This window comes from Limnoglobus roseus, assembly GCF_008254045.1.
Classification (GTDB): domain Bacteria; phylum Planctomycetota; class Planctomycetia; order Gemmatales; family Gemmataceae; genus Limnoglobus; species Limnoglobus roseus.
In genome coordinates, this window is the sequence record NZ_CP042425.1 from 1700105 (window position 1) to 1718985 (window position 18881).

8 protein-coding genes are annotated in these 18881 nt (G+C 65.3%); 6 read left to right on the top strand and 2 right to left on the bottom strand.

Going from position 1 to position 18881, the window contains the following annotated elements; translation table 11 throughout:
• The first annotated feature begins 59 nt into the window (after window positions 1-59).
• The 3 genes from PX52LOC_RS07020 (at window position 60) to PX52LOC_RS07030 (ending at window position 7944) form a co-directional block, all read left to right on the top strand.
• Window positions 60-1262: an aminotransferase class V-fold PLP-dependent enzyme gene (locus PX52LOC_RS07020; protein ID WP_168218846.1), complete on the top strand. Its 1203-nt coding sequence runs from the start codon at window positions 60-62 to the stop codon at window positions 1260-1262.
• A gap of 183 nt (window positions 1263-1445) precedes the next feature.
• A complete protein-coding gene (locus tag PX52LOC_RS07025) occupies window positions 1446-3815 on the top strand; it encodes a beta strand repeat-containing protein (protein WP_149109419.1) in 2370 nt (789 codons plus the stop codon).
• A gap of 268 nt (window positions 3816-4083) precedes the next feature.
• On the top strand, window positions 4084-7944 hold the full coding sequence (locus PX52LOC_RS07030) for a beta strand repeat-containing protein (RefSeq protein ID WP_149109420.1): 3861 nt from the start codon (window positions 4084-4086) through the stop codon (window positions 7942-7944).
• A gap of 100 nt (window positions 7945-8044) precedes the next feature.
• On the opposite strand, the gene PX52LOC_RS07035 is transcribed toward PX52LOC_RS07030, so the two are convergent.
• Complete coding sequence (locus PX52LOC_RS07035) at window positions 8045-8905, bottom strand: phosphoribosylaminoimidazolesuccinocarboxamide synthase (protein WP_149109421.1); 861 nt, start codon at window positions 8903-8905, stop codon at window positions 8045-8047.
• 153 nt (window positions 8906-9058) lie between these two features.
• Between PX52LOC_RS07035 and PX52LOC_RS07040 the strand changes: the two genes are divergently transcribed.
• The 3 genes from PX52LOC_RS07040 (at window position 9059) to trpE (ending at window position 12661) form a co-directional block, all read left to right on the top strand.
• On the top strand, window positions 9059-9751 hold the full coding sequence (locus tag PX52LOC_RS07040; RefSeq protein ID WP_149109422.1) for a fused DSP-PTPase phosphatase/NAD kinase-like protein: 693 nt from the start codon (window positions 9059-9061) through the stop codon (window positions 9749-9751).
• Entirely contained in the window at window positions 9751-10842 is a 1092-nt protein-coding gene (locus tag PX52LOC_RS07045) for an LptF/LptG family permease (protein ID WP_149109423.1), read from the top strand. Before PX52LOC_RS07040 ends, PX52LOC_RS07045 begins: the two co-directional genes overlap by 1 nt.
• Before the next feature lie 319 nt (window positions 10843-11161).
• Entirely contained in the window at window positions 11162-12661 is a 1500-nt protein-coding gene (gene trpE / locus PX52LOC_RS07050) for an anthranilate synthase component I (protein ID WP_149109424.1), read from the top strand.
• Between the two features lie 119 nt (window positions 12662-12780).
• Here trpE and PX52LOC_RS07055 read toward each other — a convergent pair whose 3' ends face one another.
• The gene (locus PX52LOC_RS07055) at window positions 12781-18858 is read right to left on the bottom strand and encodes an alpha-2-macroglobulin family protein (protein WP_149109425.1); all 6078 of its coding nucleotides are present in this window, start codon (window positions 18856-18858) and stop codon (window positions 12781-12783) included.
• Window positions 18859-18881: the final 23 nt, after the last annotated feature.

Below are 18881 nucleotides of genomic sequence, written 5' to 3' on the forward strand. Positions count from 1 at the left end.
CGAATTCGGTACCCACCAGGATAGAAATGAGATGGCCCCCGACGCAAGAGGCAACTTTGATGACGACCCCTGATTGGACCGCCGCCCGCGGGCAGATGATGCTCGACCCGACGGTGACGATGCTAAACACCGGCTCTTTTGGGCCGACGCCCGTGCCTGTATTCGAAGCGGCGAACGAGTTCCGCAAACTGTTGGCGATGGGGCCGACGAACTTCTTCGTCCGCACCCTGCCGCCGCTGTTGTGGGACGCCCGCACGAAGACGGCGAACTTCCTCGGCACGGCGCCCGAGCGGTTCGTGTTCACGTCCAACGTGTCGGCGGCGATCAACCTCGTAGTCTCCGGGTTGCGCATCGACGGGCCGGGCGAAGTGCTGATGACCGACCACGAGTACGGCTCAATGGTCTGGTGCTGGGAACGAGCCGCGGCGCGGCAGAACCTGGATGTGAAGACGTTCCCGCTGCCGACGATGCCGCGCGACCCCGGCGTAATTGTCGAGGCGGCCGTGCGGGCGATGACGCCGCGGACGAAGGTGTTCTTCTTCAGCCACGCCCTGTCGCCGACGGGGATGGTGCTACCGGCGAAGGAACTGTGTGCCGAGGCTCGACGGCGGGGCATTCTCACGGTCGTCGATGGGGCACACGTCCCGGCGATGGTGGCACTGAACATCGACGACGTTGGGGCCGACTACTACGCGGGCAACTGCCACAAGTGGCTGCTCGCGCCGAGCGGCAGCGGCTTCGTGGCCGTCCGCGACTGGGACCGGCACGTCGAGCCGTTGCACGTCAGTTGGGGGTACAAGACCGATGCCGACCCGGTCCCGGCGAGCGGCCCTGATGCGAGAGATGCCTACGGGAGCACGCCGCGGACGCGGTACCTGGAGTTCGAAGGGACAAAGGACGTTTGCCCGTGGCTGGCGACGCCGGCGGCGATCGCGTTCCAGGAAGCGCTCGGCTGGGACGCGGTCCGGGACCGGCACGCAGAACTGGCGGCGTACTCGCGGCGAGTCTACGACAAGTTGGGACTGAAGCTCGCGACACCGGCCGACCGTCGCATGAGCGGTTCGATGACGGCGTGCGAACTGCCGCCCGGCGTGAACGTGCCCGCCCTGCGGGCGAAACTGTGGGAGCACCGCATTGAGATTCCGGTGAACGAGCGGCCGGACCGAATGCTCTTGCGGATCAGTCACCACTTTTACACGACGGAAGCTGAGATCGATCGGCTGGCCGACGTGCTGCCGCGGGCACTGCGGGAGGTGACGTGACATTTGGCGAGCCCGAGCACCGTGAGGTGCCGGGGACGATTAGCGACACTACCGGTACCTTACGGTGCTCGCCAGTCCTGGCCAAACTTCCTCGCTCCCGCACTCGTCTCCAATTCATGACGGGGCACGGTTCCCGCCGATAGAGACCGGAGCAGAAACACTCCCGTTAGCGAGGACGGATACGTGCGGACCCATCGACGCGGCACCTTGAGCTTCATCCCCCTGGAAGATCGCACGGCCCCCGCCGTGTTCACGGTCACCACGACGGCCGATAATGGCAACAACGTCACCCCCACGGTTGGCTCGCTGCGGGCGGCCATCGTGGCGGCGAACGCCGCGGCGGGAGCGGACACGATCAACTTCGCCATCGCCGGCGGTGGCGTGCAGACCATCTTGCCGTCGACCCAAATGGTTGCGATCACCGATCCCGTCACGATCGACGGCACGACCCAGACAGGGTATTCCGGTACGCCAGTCATCCGCATCAGCGGGGCGAACGCCGCCGCCGGGTCGGACGGGTTGGTGTTGCTGAATCACACTGGCAGCACGATCAAGGGGCTGAACATCGCCGGCTTCGGCGGCGGGGTGGGCATTCGCATCAACGGCGGCGGACAGCACCTCGTTCAAAACAACCTCATCGGGACGAACCAAACCGGCACGGCGGCGGAAGCGAACGGCGTCGGCATCGTCGTCACCGGGGCGTCGGTCCAGAACGTCATCGGCGGCGGACAGGACAAGCGGAACATCATCAGCGGCAACACCAACCAGGGCATCCTCCTCAACAGCGCGAGTTCGCAAAACACCATCACGTCGAACTTCATCGGCGTGGCCCTCAACGGCGCGACACCGCTGGCGAACGGCGGGGACGGCATCCTCATCAGTGCCGGGGCCGCGTTCACGACCGTCGGTGGCACGGCGGCGGGTGGTGGCAACATCATCGCCTCCAACGGCGGGGCCGGCGTTCACGTCACCGACCCGGCCACGGCGGGCACGCAGATCCAAGGGAACCGCATCGGCCTCGACTTCGCCGGTACGGCCTCGCCCAACGGCGGTGACGGCGTCCGCGTCGAGAACGCCGCCGGCACCGCGCCCGTCAGCGGGCTGGCCTTCCCTACCACCAATACCACAATCAGCAGCAACACCATCCGGTCGAATAAAGGGAATGGTGTTTCCGTTCTCGACACCAGCCGGTACGTTCGCATTCTGAGTAACACGATCAGCAACAACGGCGGCCTCGGCATCAGCGTGGACGCCACCGCGAACGATGGGCTGGCGGCCCCGGTTCTCACCAACCTCCAGACTGACAGCAACAACGGCATCACTGTGACCGGCACCATCGTCGGGCGGACGAACACGGCGTACGTCGTGTCGATCTACGGCAACTCGACGGCCGACGCGAGCGGCTTCGGCGAAGGGGAGACAGCGATCACCACGGTCACGGTGACGACTGACGCCGGCGGGAACGCGACCTTCACGGTTAAAATCTCGGCCGGCTTATCGACCCCGTTCGTGAGCGCGACCGCTACGGCGTCCACGGCCGGTGACACGTCGGCCTTCGCGGCGACGCAAGCGCGACCGTCGGCCGGGCTGGACGCGAGTATCGCCTTCGTGGCGGCGGGCAGCGGTGCCCCGACCGTCGCGTTCGTCAACCAGGTCGGCGGCACCGTCTCCAGCATCAACGTCTTCGATGCCAGTTTCACCGGCGGCGTGCGGGTGGCGGCGGCCGACTTCAACGCCGACGGCATCCCGGAAGTCATCGCTGGGACCGGGCCGGGAACGACAACGCTCGTCCGCGTTATCGACCCGGTAACGCAGAAGCAGTTGTTCAGTGTGCAACCGTTCGAGGCGGCGTTCACCGGCGGGGTCTACGTCTCGGCCGGCGACGTGACCGGCGACGGCGTACCCGACGTCATTATCTCGCCGGACGAAGGCGGCGGGCCGCGGGTCCGGGTGTTCAGTGGGAAGGACTTTAGCCTCGTCGCCGACTTCTTCGGCATCGCCGACCCGAACTTCCGCGGCGGAGCCCGTACGGCCGTCGGCGACGTGAACAAGGACGGGACCGGCGACCTCGTCGTGGCGGCCGGGTTTGGTGGCGGGCCGCGGGTGGCCGTGTTCAACGGGAAGACGGTCACAAGTGGGACGCCGACGACACTGTTCAACGACTTCTTCGCGTTCGAGCAGACCCTCCGCAACGGCGTCTTCATCGCGGCCGGCGACATCAACGACGACGGCTTCGCGGAAATCATCGCCGGCGGCGGGCCGGGTGGTGGGCCGCGCGTCCTCGCCCTCAACGGGCAATCCTTGCTGAGCAACCAACAGGTGCCGGCGGCGAACTTTTTCGCGGGCGACACGGCCACCCGAGGGGGCATCCGCGTCGCGTCGCGCGACCTGAATGCCGACGGCAACTTCGAAATCATCACCGGCGACGGCCCCGGCGCGGGCGGCAAACTGCGCGTCTACACCGGGTCGGACTTCGCGCAATCGGCGACGCCCGACCCGCGGGTAGAGGTCGACGCCTTCCCCTCCGCGGCGGGTGGCGTGTTCGTGGGGTAGGGGAAGTTTTCCGTGGCCGGCCGTGCCGAGGCCGGCCCACGGGAGACTCGCCGGCACATTCGGTACAACCGCTGAATTCCCCGGAGTTTACCCGTTCGGCCGGCCGGGAATGTCCGGCAGGTTCGCCCTATTTTTGCTCTGTTTCCCCGTTTTTGCGCCCGCCTGTCGTTGCGGAAAAAAATCAATTCCGATCCAATACACCACTTGTTCCGTCTGTATTGTGCCTGAATATTCTGCCTCTGTGATCGGCTTCTAGGGAGACTCGCACATGACCGCGTCCCGGTTCGACCGCCGACCCCGTCGTGAAGTCCGCCGCCCCACCCTTGTCGGGGTCAACGGGCCGCGGCTCTTCGTGGAGTCGCTCGAAGACCGTGTGACGCCCGCGTTCAACCCGAACCCGCTGTTCGTGGCGGGCACCGTGCCGGCTACGACCGGCGGATTCGGCCTGAACACGAACGGCGCGCCGCAAAGTATCGTCGTGGCCGACTTCAACGGCGACGGCAAGGACGACTTCGCCGGGCTGGCCGCCACGAACGGCACCAGTTTCAACCGGGTTGACGTCTACCTCAGCAAGACGACGGGCACCGGTTATACCGCGAGTTCGATCTTCGTCGGGGGGACGGCTGCGCCGGCGAGCTTGGCGGCGATCGACGTGACCTCGGACGGGAAGGCTGAACTTGCCACGCTCACCCAGTCGAGCGGGTTCATTCAGGTCTACCGCCTGGACAACAGCGGCACCTTCCAGTTCCTAGCCGGCCTGACGATCGACCCTGATAGCAAGGGCGTGGTTAACACGAACCTTGGCGGGATCGTCGGCGGGGACTTCAACAACGACGGCAAGGGGGACTTTGCCGTCGCCCTGACCGGGTCGGCGAACGGGAACGAATACTTCTTCCTGTACAACAACGGCGACGGCAAGAGCTACACCCCGATCGCCGGAACGCGGCGGACCGGCGCGTCGACGACGAACTTCACGCAGCCGATCGTGGCCGACTTCAACGGCGACGGCAATGTCGACCTCGCCATGCTCAACACGAGTACCAATCAGGTGTTCGTCTTGTTCGGCGACGGAGCCCTGGGTGTCAGTTTCGTCCGCATCCTGGGCGTGGGGGCCACGCCGACGGCCGTTGCCGTCGGCGACTTCGATAACAGCGGCACCCCCGACCTCGCCGTCGGGCAGAGTAACGGGAACGTCACCCTGTTCCTGAAGGACGCCACGGGCACCACGTTCACGACCAAGGCGAACGCGGTCACGCTCGGCGGCGGGGCGAAGGTCGTGGGCCTCGCCGCGGGCGACTACGATGTGGACACCTACGACGACCTCGCCATCGTCAGTTCGCGGACCGGTTCGGGCCTCCAGAACGTCGACGTGTACCTCGGCTCCAAGGACGTGCGGCTCAACGGCATGACCCCGGCGGACGGCACCCCGTACGGGCCGCTGACCGCCACCGGCGGGGCGGCGGCGACGCTCGACTTCGACAACAACGGCAACGCGGACTTCGTGACCGGCCAGGGGACGTCCGGCGGCCAGTTGTACGTGCCCTACGTGAACCAGTCGGGCGTCGGCGGCGAGACCTTCCTGACCGAGGACACGACGAACACTGAGTTCGGCCTGCCGGTGAACTACAACGTCGTGATTTACCCCCCGCCACTCGGCGGGGCCTTGCCGACCGGGTCGGTCGAATTCTTCGACGTCATCACCGACAGCTCCAACAACCAGACGTTCACGTCACTCGGGTCGAACACCCTCACCCCGAGCCTCGACGCCGAGGGGAGTTCGATCTCGGTGACGACCTTCCAGAAGGTCGATTTCTCGGTCGGCCAGCACACCGTCATCGGCAAGTACTCCGGCGACGCGAACTACCCGACGACGACGTCGAACAATCAGGTCGTCACGGTCGCCCAGGGGACGGCCCGGGCGGTCGTCACGACGTCGATCCCGGACACCAAGGCGGCCCCGGCCTTGCAGGCCACCGACACGCGGGTCCTCCCGCGGCCCGTGTTCGGCCAACCGGTGCCCTTGACGGTCACCGTCACGACGCCGTCGGGGTTGTTCCCGCCGGGGAACGTGTCGTTCTTCGACAACAACAACCTCATCGGCAGCGGCACCCTCGACGCGGCCGGGATGGCCTCGATCACGGTCACCAACTTTTCGCTCGGCAACCACGCGATCACCGTCCAGTACCTCGGTTCCGCGAACTTCACGACGGCCACCTCGAACGGCCTGCCGATCTCGGTCGAGAAGGCGAACTCCACCACGACCATTGGGATCAGCAGGACGTCCGTGAACTTCGGCGACGCCGTCACGCTCAGCGCCACCGTCGGCATTGCCTCGCCGGGCGTCGGCACGCCGACCGGGACCGTCCAGTTCTTCGAGGGGACCACACTCGTCGGTACCTCCAACGTGATGGCCGCGTCCGGGTCGGCCTCGTTCGGGGTTGCCGGGCTGGCGGTCGGCAAGCACTCGTTCACGGCCCTGTACAACGGCAACGCCAGCGTCGCCGAGTCGCAGTCGTCCAATACCGTGAGTGTGACCGTCGTCGGCACGGCGTCGGCCACGACCTTGTCGGCCAACCCGACGGCCGGTCAGGTCGGCGCGCCGGTGACGTTGACGGCCACTGTCACCGACACCCAGTCGCCGCCGCGGGCGGTCGGGGTCGGGTCGGTCACGTTCGTCGGCACGGACGCGAATGGGCAGGCCATTACGCTCGGCCCGGTGACCGTCGGCACCGACGGCAAGGCGTCCACCAGCTACTCCAGTCTGCCGCTGGGGAATTCATCGTTCCGCGCCGTCTTCAGCGGGACCAACTCGATCGCCGGGTCCACGTCGGCCCCAGTGCCCCTCACGACCGGCCGCTCGATCCCGACCACCACGAGTACGAACTCGGTCGGCAGCACGTCCGCCGTCGTCGGCCGCGACGTGACGTTCTCGACGCAGTTCAACGCGGTTACAGGGCTGGCGTCGCCGGTGACGGGGACGGCGACTTTCCTGGACAACGGCACCCCGATCGGCACCGTGACGCTGGCGAACGGCCTGGCCTCGGTCACCGTCCGGTTGACCCGCGGCCTCCACACGATCACGACCACTTATTCCGGCGATGGTGTTTACGGTCCGACCTCGACGAGCGTTGATTTCCTCATCACGAACGCGATTGACTCGATCACCGTCGGGGCCGGGGCGGGCGGCACGGACATCGTCCGTATCTACAACCCCGACGGCAGCGTGACGAAGAACCCGCTGTTCGCCTTCGGGCCGGACAACGTGAGCGGTGCGCGGGTGGCCAGCGGTGACATCAACGGCGACGGCGTGCAGGACTACGTGATTGGCACCGGCCCCGGCACCCAGGCCCGCATCCGCGTCTTCGACGGGGCGACGAACACCCCGTTGTTCGAGACGTTCCCGTTCGAAAACTTCACCGGCGGCGTGTTCGTCTCGGTCGGCGACATCACCGGCGATCTCCGCGGCGACATCATCGTCACCCCGGACCAAGGCGGCGGCCCGCGAGTCCAGATCATCGACGGGAAGACGTTCGGCCGCGTTGCCGACTTCTTCGGTATCGACGATCCGAACTTCCGCGGCGGCGCGCGGGCGGGAGTCGGGGACGTGAACGGGGACGGGGCGAACGACCTCGTCGTGTCGGCCGGATTCGGCGGCGGCCCGCGGATCGCCGTCTACGACGGCCGGGCACTCCGCCAGGGTGCCCAGGTCAAGCTCGTCAACGACTTCTTCGCCTTCGACCCGTCGCTCCGCAACGGAGCGTTCGTGGCGGTCGGCGACGTGGACGGCGACGGCTTCGGCGACCTCGTCCTCGGGGCCGGCCCAGGCGGCGGCCCGCGGGTCATCGCCATCAGCGGCAACGACCTGATCAAGTTCGGTGGTGCGGTCTTGACCCTGAAGGCGAACTTCTTCTCGGGCGACATTAATGATCGGGGCGGGGTGCCGGTCGCGGTGCGGAACTTGGACGGTGACAACCGGGCCGACATCGTTACCGGGTCCGGCCCCGGCGGCCGCCGCGTAAACGCCTACCTCGGAGCGTCAATTACCCCGTCCGGCCAGCCGACGCCGTCGCAGTCGTTCGACGCCTTCGACGACAACTTCAACCCGCTCGGCGGCGTTTTCGTGGGGTAAGGAGCCGACGACAAAATCGCCGCGGGCCGGGGAGTGATCCTCGGCCCGCGGCGTTTTTGGTGGACGACCGAAGTTTGGAGCCTGCGGCCACGAGGAACGATTATCGCGTCAATCGTTCCAGGGCTTCGCGGTACTTCGCGGCCGTCTTCGCGACGATGTCGGCCGGCAGTTCTGGCGGCGGGCTGGCCTTGTCCCAGGTGGTCGTTTCCAGCCAGTCGCGGAGGAACTGTTTGTCGAACGACGGCGGCGACCCGCCCGGTCGGTACGACTCCTTCGGCCAGAACCGCGAACTGTCCGGCGTTAGCACTTCGTCGATCAGAATGATCTCGCCACTCGGCAGACGGCCCCATTCGAGTTTCGTGTCCGCGAGGATGATCCCCCGCTTTTCCGCGTACTCCGCAGCCCGGCGGTACACGTCCAGAGTCTTCGACCTCAACTCGTCGGCAGTTTCTTGTCCGACTTCCTGCACCATTCGCTCGAAGCTAATGTTCTCGTCGTGACCCGTCTCGGCCTTTGTCGCGGGTGTGAAGATCGGCTCGGGCAGGCGGTCCGCTTCCTTCAAGCCGGCGGGCAGTGGGATACCGCAGACGGTGCCGCTCTGGCGGTACTCCTTCCACCCGGTCCCGAGGATGTAGCCCCGGGCGACACACTCGATGGGGACGACCGTTGTTTTCTTCACGATCATCGTTCGGCCGGCCAACTCCGTTGCGTGCGGTTGGAAGGCGGCCGGCAATGAAGACACGTCATCACTGAGGTAGTGGTTCGGCACTTTCAGAAGGTCGAACCAGAACTTGGCCATTGCGGTGAGGATTTTCCCCTTACCGGGGATGCCCGGCGGGATGACCCAGTCAAAGGCACTGACGCGATCCGTGGCGACGATCACGAGCGTGTCGCCGAGGTCGTATACGTCGCGGACCTTGCCCTGCCGCCGTGGGACGCCGGGGATGTCGGATTGCAGCATGGTGAACCCTGATTTTTGGAACCCCGAGCGGAAGCGACGGGGTCGAGAGACAGTCTCTCGACCCCGTCGCTTCCGCTCGGGGTTCCAATTGACAGATTTTACCAACCCTGCCATAACGGTCGCGACTATCTCGAAAATTCAACGGGAGTGCGGATGCCGACCTGGAGCCGGTGGGTTCTTGGTACGCTGGTGGTCCTGGTCGCGTTCGGCGTGCCGGCGGCGTACTACCGTTCCAACTACACCAACTTCAAGCGGTTCCGCGTCGTCACGCCCGGCAAGTTCTACCGCAGCGGGCAGTTCACCGCCGGCGGGCTGCGGGCCATCGTGCGGGACCAGGGCATAAAGACGGTCATCAACCTCCAGGAAGAGAACGTCGATCCGTTTATGCCGGAAGAGTGGCTGGCGACGCCGCACGTCACGGAGAGCGAACTGTGCCGCGAGTTGGGGGTGAATTATTACGCCCTCTTCGGCGGCGAAATCGTACCACCGGACGAGTTTGCCAAAGGGAAGCGGCCGGCGGTGATCGATCAATACTTGCAGATCCTCGACAACAAGGACAACTACCCGATCCTCCTCCACTGCAAGGCCGGGCTGCACCGGACCGGCATCTTGACGGCGATCTACCGCATGGACAAAGAGAACGTGAGTCCCGGCCGGGCGATGGAAGAGGTGCGGGCCAACGGCTTCGGCACGTTCGCCGCCACAACGGGGAACGTGTACATCGTGCAGTACGTGGACGCCTTCAAGAAGGGTGTGCGGAACCCGGTGCCGCCGGCCGTCCCGGGTAAACCGCCCGCCGCGGTTGTGGCGAACGACACGAAGCCGTCCCCCGGGGGAGCGCACTAATGCACACCCTCGACCGGATGCTGTTCCTCGCGTTCCTCCGCTCTTATGCCATCGTGCTGACGAGCTTGCTCAGCCTGTACGTGGTCATCGACCTGTTCACGAACCTCGACGACTTCGCCGGCCGCGGTTCGTACGGCGGCATGGTGAGGCACCTGATTCGGTACTACGGCCCGCAGATCGCGCTCATCTTCGACCGCCTGTGCGAGTCGATCGCGCTACTCGCCGCCGTCTTCACGATGGCCTGGGCGCAGCGGAACAACGAACTCCTGCCGCAACTGTCGGCCGGCATCTCCACGCACCGCATCATCCGTCCGGTGCTCGTCGGCACGATGTTCGTGCTGGCCCTCGGACCGTTGAACCAAGAGTTGCTGATCCCGAAGTTGTCCGACGAATTGCAAGTGCCGCGGGACGACCCGAACCAGGAGCGGGCGATCGAACTCCAGGGGGCCTACGACTCGACCGGCCTGCACATTGAGGGTACGAGCGGCTACCGCAAAGACCTGCGGGTTAACAAGCTGTTCGTGAACTTCGCGGAGAACGCCAACGCCGCCATCACCGACATTCAGGCCGAGGAGGCGGTGTACTCCCCGGCCACGCACGACCGGCAGGCGGGGTGGACGTTGTTCAACACGAAGCCCGAAGTCGTGCCCGACCCGCTGCCGCAGAATCTGACGCCGATCGGGCCGCGGAAGTACTTCTTGACAACGCGCGAGGTGGACTTCGACGCCCTGACCCGCGGCTCGAAGTGGTACAGTTACGCCTCGACGACGAAGCTCAAACACATCCTCTCGCGGCCGGACCCGCGGCGGATGGCCCCGGTCGCGGTGCTGTTCCACATGCGGTACACGCGGCCGCTCGTTGGTTTCTTGATGGTGGTCGTCGGCCTGACGATCATCCTCCGCGACCACAACCGGCACGTGTTGGTGAGTGCCGGAACGTGCCTAATTATGAGCGCGATTTTCTACGCGGCGGTGTACGGCTGCAAGTACCTCGGCGAGAACGACCTGCTCTCCGCCCCGCTCTCCGCGTGGCTGCCGGCGATCCTCTTCGGCGGATATGCGCTCGCGAGTTACGACGCGATTCAGACGTAACCGCCGACCGCTTTTCAAGTGACTCCAGGCCGAAGGCCTGACAGCTCTCAGCCCCAGTGGCAACATCGAGGTTAAGAACGCCCGTGACCGGCAGCCTGAAGGGCTGCCGGTTTCCCTCATGGCCTCGCCGCCTTTGACGTGCAAGGCAATTACCAAACCGACGTGCCTTTACGACCACCCCAGCGCGTTCGCCGACTCCTCGACGCACCCTGCTCGGGTCTACGTGAATCACAACGTCAATGCCGAGCTCACCCTGGTCAAACAGTCGTCACCGCGGGCCGCGCTCGCCATTTCGGGGGCGATTCCCGACAATGGTAGGATGAAATATCGCCCCAGCTTCGACGAGTTCGCCGCCCTCGCGCAGTCCCACACCGTCGTGCCGGTCTACCGGCAACTCGTCGGCGACACGCTCACGCCGGTGTCGGCCTTCCGGGCGATTGCCGCCAAAGACGATTGGGCGTTCCTCTTTGAGAGCGTGGTCGGCGGTGAGCGGATCGGCCGGTACAGTTTCGTCGGGGCCGACCCGTTCGAGCGGTTCGAGTCGTACGAGCAAATCCTGACGACCACGCGGAATGGCGAGAAGCACTGCACGACGGTGCCGGACCCGCTGAAGTCGCTCGAAACGCACGTGGCCCAGTTCCGCGCCCCGCACCTGCCCGGCCTGCCGCGGTTCGTCGGCGGGGCCGTGGGGTACGCTAGCTACGACGCCGTCCGGTACGTCGAGCGACTGCCGAACGCCCCGAAGGACGATCGCCGCATCCCCGACCTTTGCTTCGGCTTCTACGACCGCATGGTCGTGTTCGACCACATCACCAAGACGGTGAACGTCGTCGCCCACGCACACGTCGGCGACGCGAAGAACCTTCAAGCGGCTTACGACGCGGCGTGCCGGCGGGCGGACGAACTCGTCGGGCAACTTCAGAGGCCCGTGACCGACCTACCGCTGATGGACATTTCCTTGTCCGCGGTTCGCGACCTTCAGTCCGACCGCTACCAGTCGAATTTCACGCAGGCCGGGTACGAGGGCGCGGTACGGAAGACGATCGAGTACATCAACGCCGGCGACGCCTTTCAGGTGGTGCCGAGCCAGCGGTTTCAGACGGAAACAACCGCCGACCCGTTCAACGTGTACCGGGCGCTTCGGGTGGTGAACCCGTCGCCGTTTATGTTCTTCGTGAAGGCCGGGCCGATTACGCTCGTCGGGGCGTCGCCAGAGATCATGTGCCGTGTTGAGAACGGCGAGATGACCGTCCGCCCGCTGGCCGGCACCCGCAAGCGCGGCGCGACGCCGGAGGAAGACAAGGCCCTCGCCGACGAGTTGGTGAAGGACCCGAAGGAGCGGGCCGAGCACATCATGCTCGTGGACCTGGCCCGCAACGACATCGGCAAGGTCGCGGAGATCGGCAGCGTGAAGATCGGCGACCTGCTGACGGTCGAGCGGTACAGTCACGTCATGCACCTGTCGAGCACCGTCACCGGCACCCTCAAGGCCGGGCTGACCGCGTTCGACGCGATGAAGTCGAGCCTGCCGGCCGGCACGCTGAGCGGCGCGCCGAAGGTGCGGGCGATGGAGATCATCGACGAGATCGAGCCGCACCGCCGCGGACCATACGGCGGGGCGGTCGGGTACTTCGACTTCAGCGGCAACATGGACACGTGCATCGCCCTGCGGACGATGGTCATTCAGGGCACGACCGCTTACGTGCAGGCCGGCGCGGGGATCGTCGCCGACAGTGACCCGACGAGCGAATACCAGGAGACGGTGAACAAGGCGATGGGCTTGATGAAGGCACTGGAGATCGCCGAGACGCAACTGTGAGGAACGACCCACCCGTCGAAGCGACGGGTGGGCTTTTCAGCGCTTTCCCATTCCAAACTGTCACACACATCAGAAAGACTGAAAGCCCACCCGTCGCGGCGACGGGTGGGGGCGCCGCCCTACTTCACCTCCAACATGATGCTCTCGGAGTGACTGCTGAACTCCGGGGCGTACATGCACTGAATGTTCGCCAGCCCCGTCGGGTATTGACCCTTGAGTTGCACGCGGACGGTGTACTCGAAGACGGACACGCCCTTCGGCAGGTAGTCGATGAAGAAGTGCGTGGCCACGTCCTTCGTGCTCTCGTAGTAGTACAGCCCGTCTTGGAACTTGTACTGACTCAACACGTTCACGGGCTCGGTGCCGCTACCGCGGTGGTCCTTCAGGTGGACGTACTCCATGTCACGGTCGGTGCGGAGGACGACGCGGCACACGATCTCGTCGCCGACCGCCACCGGCCCCGTCACGGCTTCCAGCACAGGGCCTTTCTTCGTTAGTGTCTTCTTGAACAGCTTCTTTTCCAACTTCAGCGGCGTGCCGTCGTGCGGCGTAACCTTGCTGATGTCTTCGAGGTACTGCCAGTGGACGCTGCCCCAGCTCACGCCAGCGTCGGCCTTCGTCACGGTGATTTTGCCCTGTTCGGGCTTGATCTCGCCCCGTTGGAACTTCTGCTCGTAGAAGCCGGTGCCGGCCTCCACGTTCTCCGGCTTGATCGCCTCGCCGCCGAGTTTCACTTCCACGAGCGCGTCGGACTTCAGCAGATTGTCACCGCGTAGAAGTAGGGCGTACACGGCGTCGGCGGTCGCCTTTGTCGTCTTCCAGTTCTGCGTCTGTTTCTGCTTCAGAAGCCAGACCTTGCAGTCCTCGACGGCGGCCGCATCGTTCATGATCTCGTCGAACGCCTCGATCATCACGGCCTGCGTCTCGATCGGGGCGTGGTACCACCACCAGGACAGTTCCGTGTCCCGCCAGAACATGCCCATCTCTTCGTTCGAGACGGAGCGTTCCTTGATGCTCGCGAGGATCGCCTTCGGCGTGTCCTTGTCGCCGAATCGCTTTAGACCGAGGGCGAGATGCGCCTGCGACTGTCGGTTGGCGAGCTTCAGCCAGTGGTTGCGAGCCTGCCGCTGCCAGTAGTCGAGAGCGGTCTGGTGCTCCTTCGCTACCGGCTTGTCTTGCAGGAAGAAACTGCGGCCGTAGAGGTAGAGCGCGATCGTCGAGGACAGGTGGTTCGTCTCCGGGTCCGGCGAGTGCTTGAGAATCCACTTGTACTGCTCGTCGGCCCACGCATCGAGGGCCGTGACAGCCTTCACTGCCGGGGCGGCATCCGCTTTCACGCCGAGGTGCCGCATGCGGCCGAAGCCGGTGACGATGTACAGCGTGATGTACTCGTTCTTCGGCCCGCCGGGGAACCACGGCCACGTGCCGTCGGCCCGCTGCTGATCGCCGAGCTTCTTGAGTAGGCGGCCCGTCTCGTCGTTCAGGCGGTTTTCATCGAACAGCACGCCGACGTTACGGCGGGCTTCCGACTCCCTCACGGCATCCCGCAGCCACGGCGTCTCGTCGATCATCGCGGCCTTCACGTCCTGGTTCTTCTCCAGCGGCGAATCGAGCGCGCCGGGTTGGAGGTTCTTCCAGGTGTCGAACACGCGGCGAATCTTCGGGTCGCTCGCGGCGACGTGCTTCGCCAGCGAGTTCGCGTACAGGCGGTTGAAGGTCTGTTCGGTACACTCGTGCGGGAACTCCATCAGGTACGGCAGGGCCAGCACCGCGTACCACGCCGGCTGCGAAGTCATCTGCACGGTCAGCGACTGGCTCTTCAGCGTGTTCGACTTCGCCGCGTCTTGCAGCTTCTGGAACTCGAACGTCTTCGTCGTCTTGCCGCGGATCGGCAGCGGAATCGACTCCGTCACTAGCACCCGTTTCGACAGCACCGGCAGCATACCCTCTTCACCGTCGCTGAGGCGATCGGTGCCGCCGACGGCCTTGTAAATGATCGGGTACGCTCCGTCGGGCACGGTCAGTTTCCAGGCAAAGCTGCGCGATTCGCCGGACGGGATGTCGAAGCTCTGGTCGCCGGCCGCGTTGCCGAACTCCTTGTCCACCGGTTGGGCGGTGAGGGCGTTCAGCAGGTTCAGCCGCACGCGGCCGACTTGCTTCGTCGCCGACTGGTTGCTGACCTTCACCGTGAACTCGACCACGTCGCCTTCCCGCAGGAATCGCGGTGGGTTCGGCTGCACCATCAGGTCCTTCGCGGTCACCACCTCGTCTTGCAGGTAGCCGCTCTTCAGGTTTTTGTCGTGGGCGAAGCCCATGAACTTCCACTTCGTCAGCGCCTCGGGCATCGTGAATTCCATCTTCACGCTGCCGTCGGCCCCGGATGCGAGTTGCGGGAAGAAGAACGCCGTCTCGTTCAAGTTCTTCCGGGCCGCGACTTTGCTCAGATCGGGGCCATCACCGCCACTGTCTTTGCCGGCCTCGTCTCGCCCATCAAGTCCGAGGCCGCGATTCGCCTGCTTACGATCCGCCCCAAGTCCCTCCGAAGTCGCCTTCTCTAATGTTTGCAGGCCATCCTCCTTCACGGCGTCCGCCGCCATCGGCGAGGCCGGGGCCGGCGGCATTCCGCCCGGGGTGGCGAACCGCATTGTTCCGCCGCGGCCGAGGTACATGTATCCCCAGAGGTTCGCCGTGATGTCCGCCGGCAGAGCGCGGTATCGCAGGTCAACGCTCTGGTACGGTTGGCTCCAGTTGCCGCGGAAGTGCCAGAGGTATTTTGCCGCGTTCTCGAAGCTACTGTTCAGGTGCGAGTAGTCTTGGCGGAAGACGTTGAACTTCTGCATCCAGTTGTGCGGCAGGTAGGCGTCCAGTGAGGCGTCGTAGAGGGCCGCGACCATCTCGGCGACGGCCTTCGCTGCCTTCGGGCCGGTGATCGTGGCCGTGAACGTCTCCTTCTTCGCGGGCTCCAACTTCGACACGAAGTGGTCCCACTTCACCGTCAAGTCCTTGTTGCTCCACGGCACGTCAACGTGCCGGCTCTCCAGATACCCGCGGTTCTCCCGGACGAACGTGGTGCGGACTTGGAAGCCGCCGCGCATCGCCTCGTCGATCTTTTGCTTGATCGAAACGAGCGTCTTCTCTGGGTCGGTCCAGAAGCTCTGAATTAGTTTGCCGCGGTGTTCGACTTCGACGAACGCCCGGCCGCGGTCGTAGCCGGTGCCCCAGACGGCGGCGAACTCCTCGCCCGGTTCGAGCGTCCACTTCGGTGCGGCGAACAGTTCGGGTACCTTGATGCCCAGCTTCGCGTCGGCCGGGTTGATGACGCGGAGGTTCAGTTGGGCCGTCACCGGCTTGCCGAAGCGGTCCTGCGTCTCAACGATCGCGCGATAGACGCCGACTTCGAGCTTCACGCCGAGTTCCTTCTTGCCGTCCTTCTCGGTGGCGAAGTCGAGCGACTTCACGACTTCGCCGAGTGCCCACGTGCGGATGTCGCTGGAATCGGGCCGCGGCAACGGCATCGGCGGAACCTTCCCGCCCCGCCCGCGGCCGGGCCGCGGTTGAACCGGCTGACCGAGGATGTCGGGCCGCTGCACCGCGTCCGGGGCTTTCAGCGTATGGACCTTCACGACGCCCTTCGCGGCTTGTCCCTCGCCGTCGAGGGTGGTCGTGGCCAGCTTCAGCAGCACGTCTTTTTCGATCGTCTGCCACTCGTCGGCGGTTAGCGTCGCCTGGAGGGCGGTGTAGCCGACGACGACGCCTTTACTGCCGCTGCGCGTCTCGCCGGTGGTGTCGATCACGTCCGCGTGAACGGTGAAGTGGAACGTCGGCTCGTCCTTCTCCGGCACGCTCAGGTCGGGCTTCGCGGTGAAGGTGACACTGAAGGTGCCGTCGGCCTCTGTGGTGGCCGTGCCGTGCGCGATCTCCTGGGCCGCACCGGGGTTCGGCGGCAGCCGCCAGTAGTAGCAGTCGTAGAACCACGCCGGCCAGCGGACCTCGCGGGTCACGCGGTAGCGGACCTTCGCGCCGTTGATCGCCGCGCCGGTGTACGCGGTCGCCTTGCCGACGACTTTGACCTCGCCGCCGAGCTTCGGGGCGTCCTTCGGGGCGTCCACCGTTACCTGGAACTTCGGCCGCTTGTACTCTTCGACGTTGAAGTGAACGGCCCCGCCGCCCTCGCCCGGCACGAGAACGTGCATCTGCCCGGCGAGTCGATCCCGCGGCGCGGTGAACGTGCCGCTGAACGAGCCGAAGCCGTTCGAGGTGGCGGTCGTCTGCGCGACGGCCTTACCGTTGTGGTCGTTGAAGACGACCGTGACCTTGCGGTTCGCCTGCACCTTGTAATCGTCGGCCTTCGTGTCGGCGAACAGGCAGATGCCCTTGAAGTAAATGGTCTGACCCGGCCGGTAGAGCGAGCGGTCGGTGAACAGGACCGTCTGTGTGTGCGGCCGGTAGTTCTCGGGCTGGGTGTTGAGGTAGTGCTCGTTCTGGGCGGCGAGTGCCTGGCCGTCGTGCGTGGCGAGCAGGAAAATCGCTCGCTGGGCCGGGCCGTTGACAGCGAACAGGCCGTTGGCGTCGGTGGTGACGGCCGCCTCTTCCTTCACACTGTTGTCCTGGTTGTTCCGCACCCACACGCGGACCTTTGCGTTCGGCACCGGGTCGCCGCCCTTGGCCGTGAGCACGAAACCTTCGAGCTTGCCGGGATTCCAACCCTGGCGGATCACCACCGCGAGGTCGCTGACCCAGACATCGGTGGCCGTGACCATGTTGTCGCCGTCGGAGAAATCAGCCTTCACGCTGGCGAGGATGAAGTAGAACCCCGGTTTCAGGCCCTTCGGTGCGGGCACGTCTTGCGACCGCTCCAGGTAGTCTTCCGTGGCCGGCAGGTCGGCCGACCATTCAAGGTCCGGCTTCGCCTTCGTGAAGGTGTTCTGGTCGGCGGCGTGGAAGTACTCGGGCCGCCAGTGTTCCTTCGTCAGCCGGGCCGGCCAGTCGGTCTTCACCGCTCGGAAGTAGACCTTCGTGACGTTGCGGTATTTCACCCGCAGGACCGGCAGCGGGTCGGTCCAGACGCGCTCGGTGAGCACCTGCACGTCCTTCGCCTCGATTTGCAGGATCAGGTTGTGGCACATCTTCCCGCCGGTGCTGTTCGGGAAGGCGTTCTTCCCCTGCATCGCGATCGCGCGGGCCTCGACGAATTCATTCTCACCATGCAGCACGGCCGCCCAGTGGTGGCGGGCCATCGCCGACAGTTCGTGGTCGGCGTACTTGTCGGCGAACGCCTTCATCGCGGCCTTGAACCGGGCGGCCTTCTCTTCGCCGAAGGCGTGCGCGTGGGCGAACTGCAACCGGAACAGATCGGCGTCCAGGAACGCGGCCTTGTCCTTGTCGTCCTGGTGGAACGTCAACAGGTTCTGATAGAGTTTAAACGCCTTCAATTTCGGCGAGTCGGCGTCTGTGGTGGCCGGCTGCCACTTGAGGAACTCCTCCACCGGCGCGAGGGCCGGGCTGTTCGCATCGAATTCAAAAACGTCCTCGGCCTTTGCCCCCGCCTGTTCGCCGGCGGCGTAGAAGTGCAAGGCCTCGAAGGCGACGAAGTCGAACAGCGTCGGCCGGTAACTGTCGGGCTGCGTGCCCTTTTCCAGTAGTGCGTCGTAGGTGGCGATCGGCGTGGCCTTCAGTTCTTTCTCGGCGGCGAGGGCCTTCGTGAACTGCTTGTCGATCTCGGCGAACAGTCGCGGCAAATCCCAGGTGGTGAAGTCGTTGCCGGGGGCGGCAGCCGTCGCGGTGCGGCGCTGAAACCGCCAGCGGTTCTGCTGGAAGTAGTGCCAGTACCAGTTGGCGAGGACCGCGTCCATGATCGGCACCATCTCTTTCGGTGCCTTCGCGATCTCGGCCTGCATCCGCGTGATCTTCTCTTCCGGCTTGTTCCCCTGGACGTTCCCCTCGTAGGCAATCTTCTTGCAGATAGCCTTCACCGCCTCGGGATACGCCTTGTCCTTCAACGCCGACTCGATGATCGGCTCCAGTTCTTGCACGGCCGTCTTCGGCAGCCCCTTGTTGATGGCGTCGTCCACTTTTTTCCACATCTCCGGGCGGGATTTCGCCGGCGGCGGTTCGGCCGCGAAGAGCAGCACGGCGACGGCAAAGCTGGCAAAGACTGTCGTTCCCAACAGGACGTGCAAACGAGAGAAGTGGTTCATCCGAAAACCCCGGCAAGAGAGAG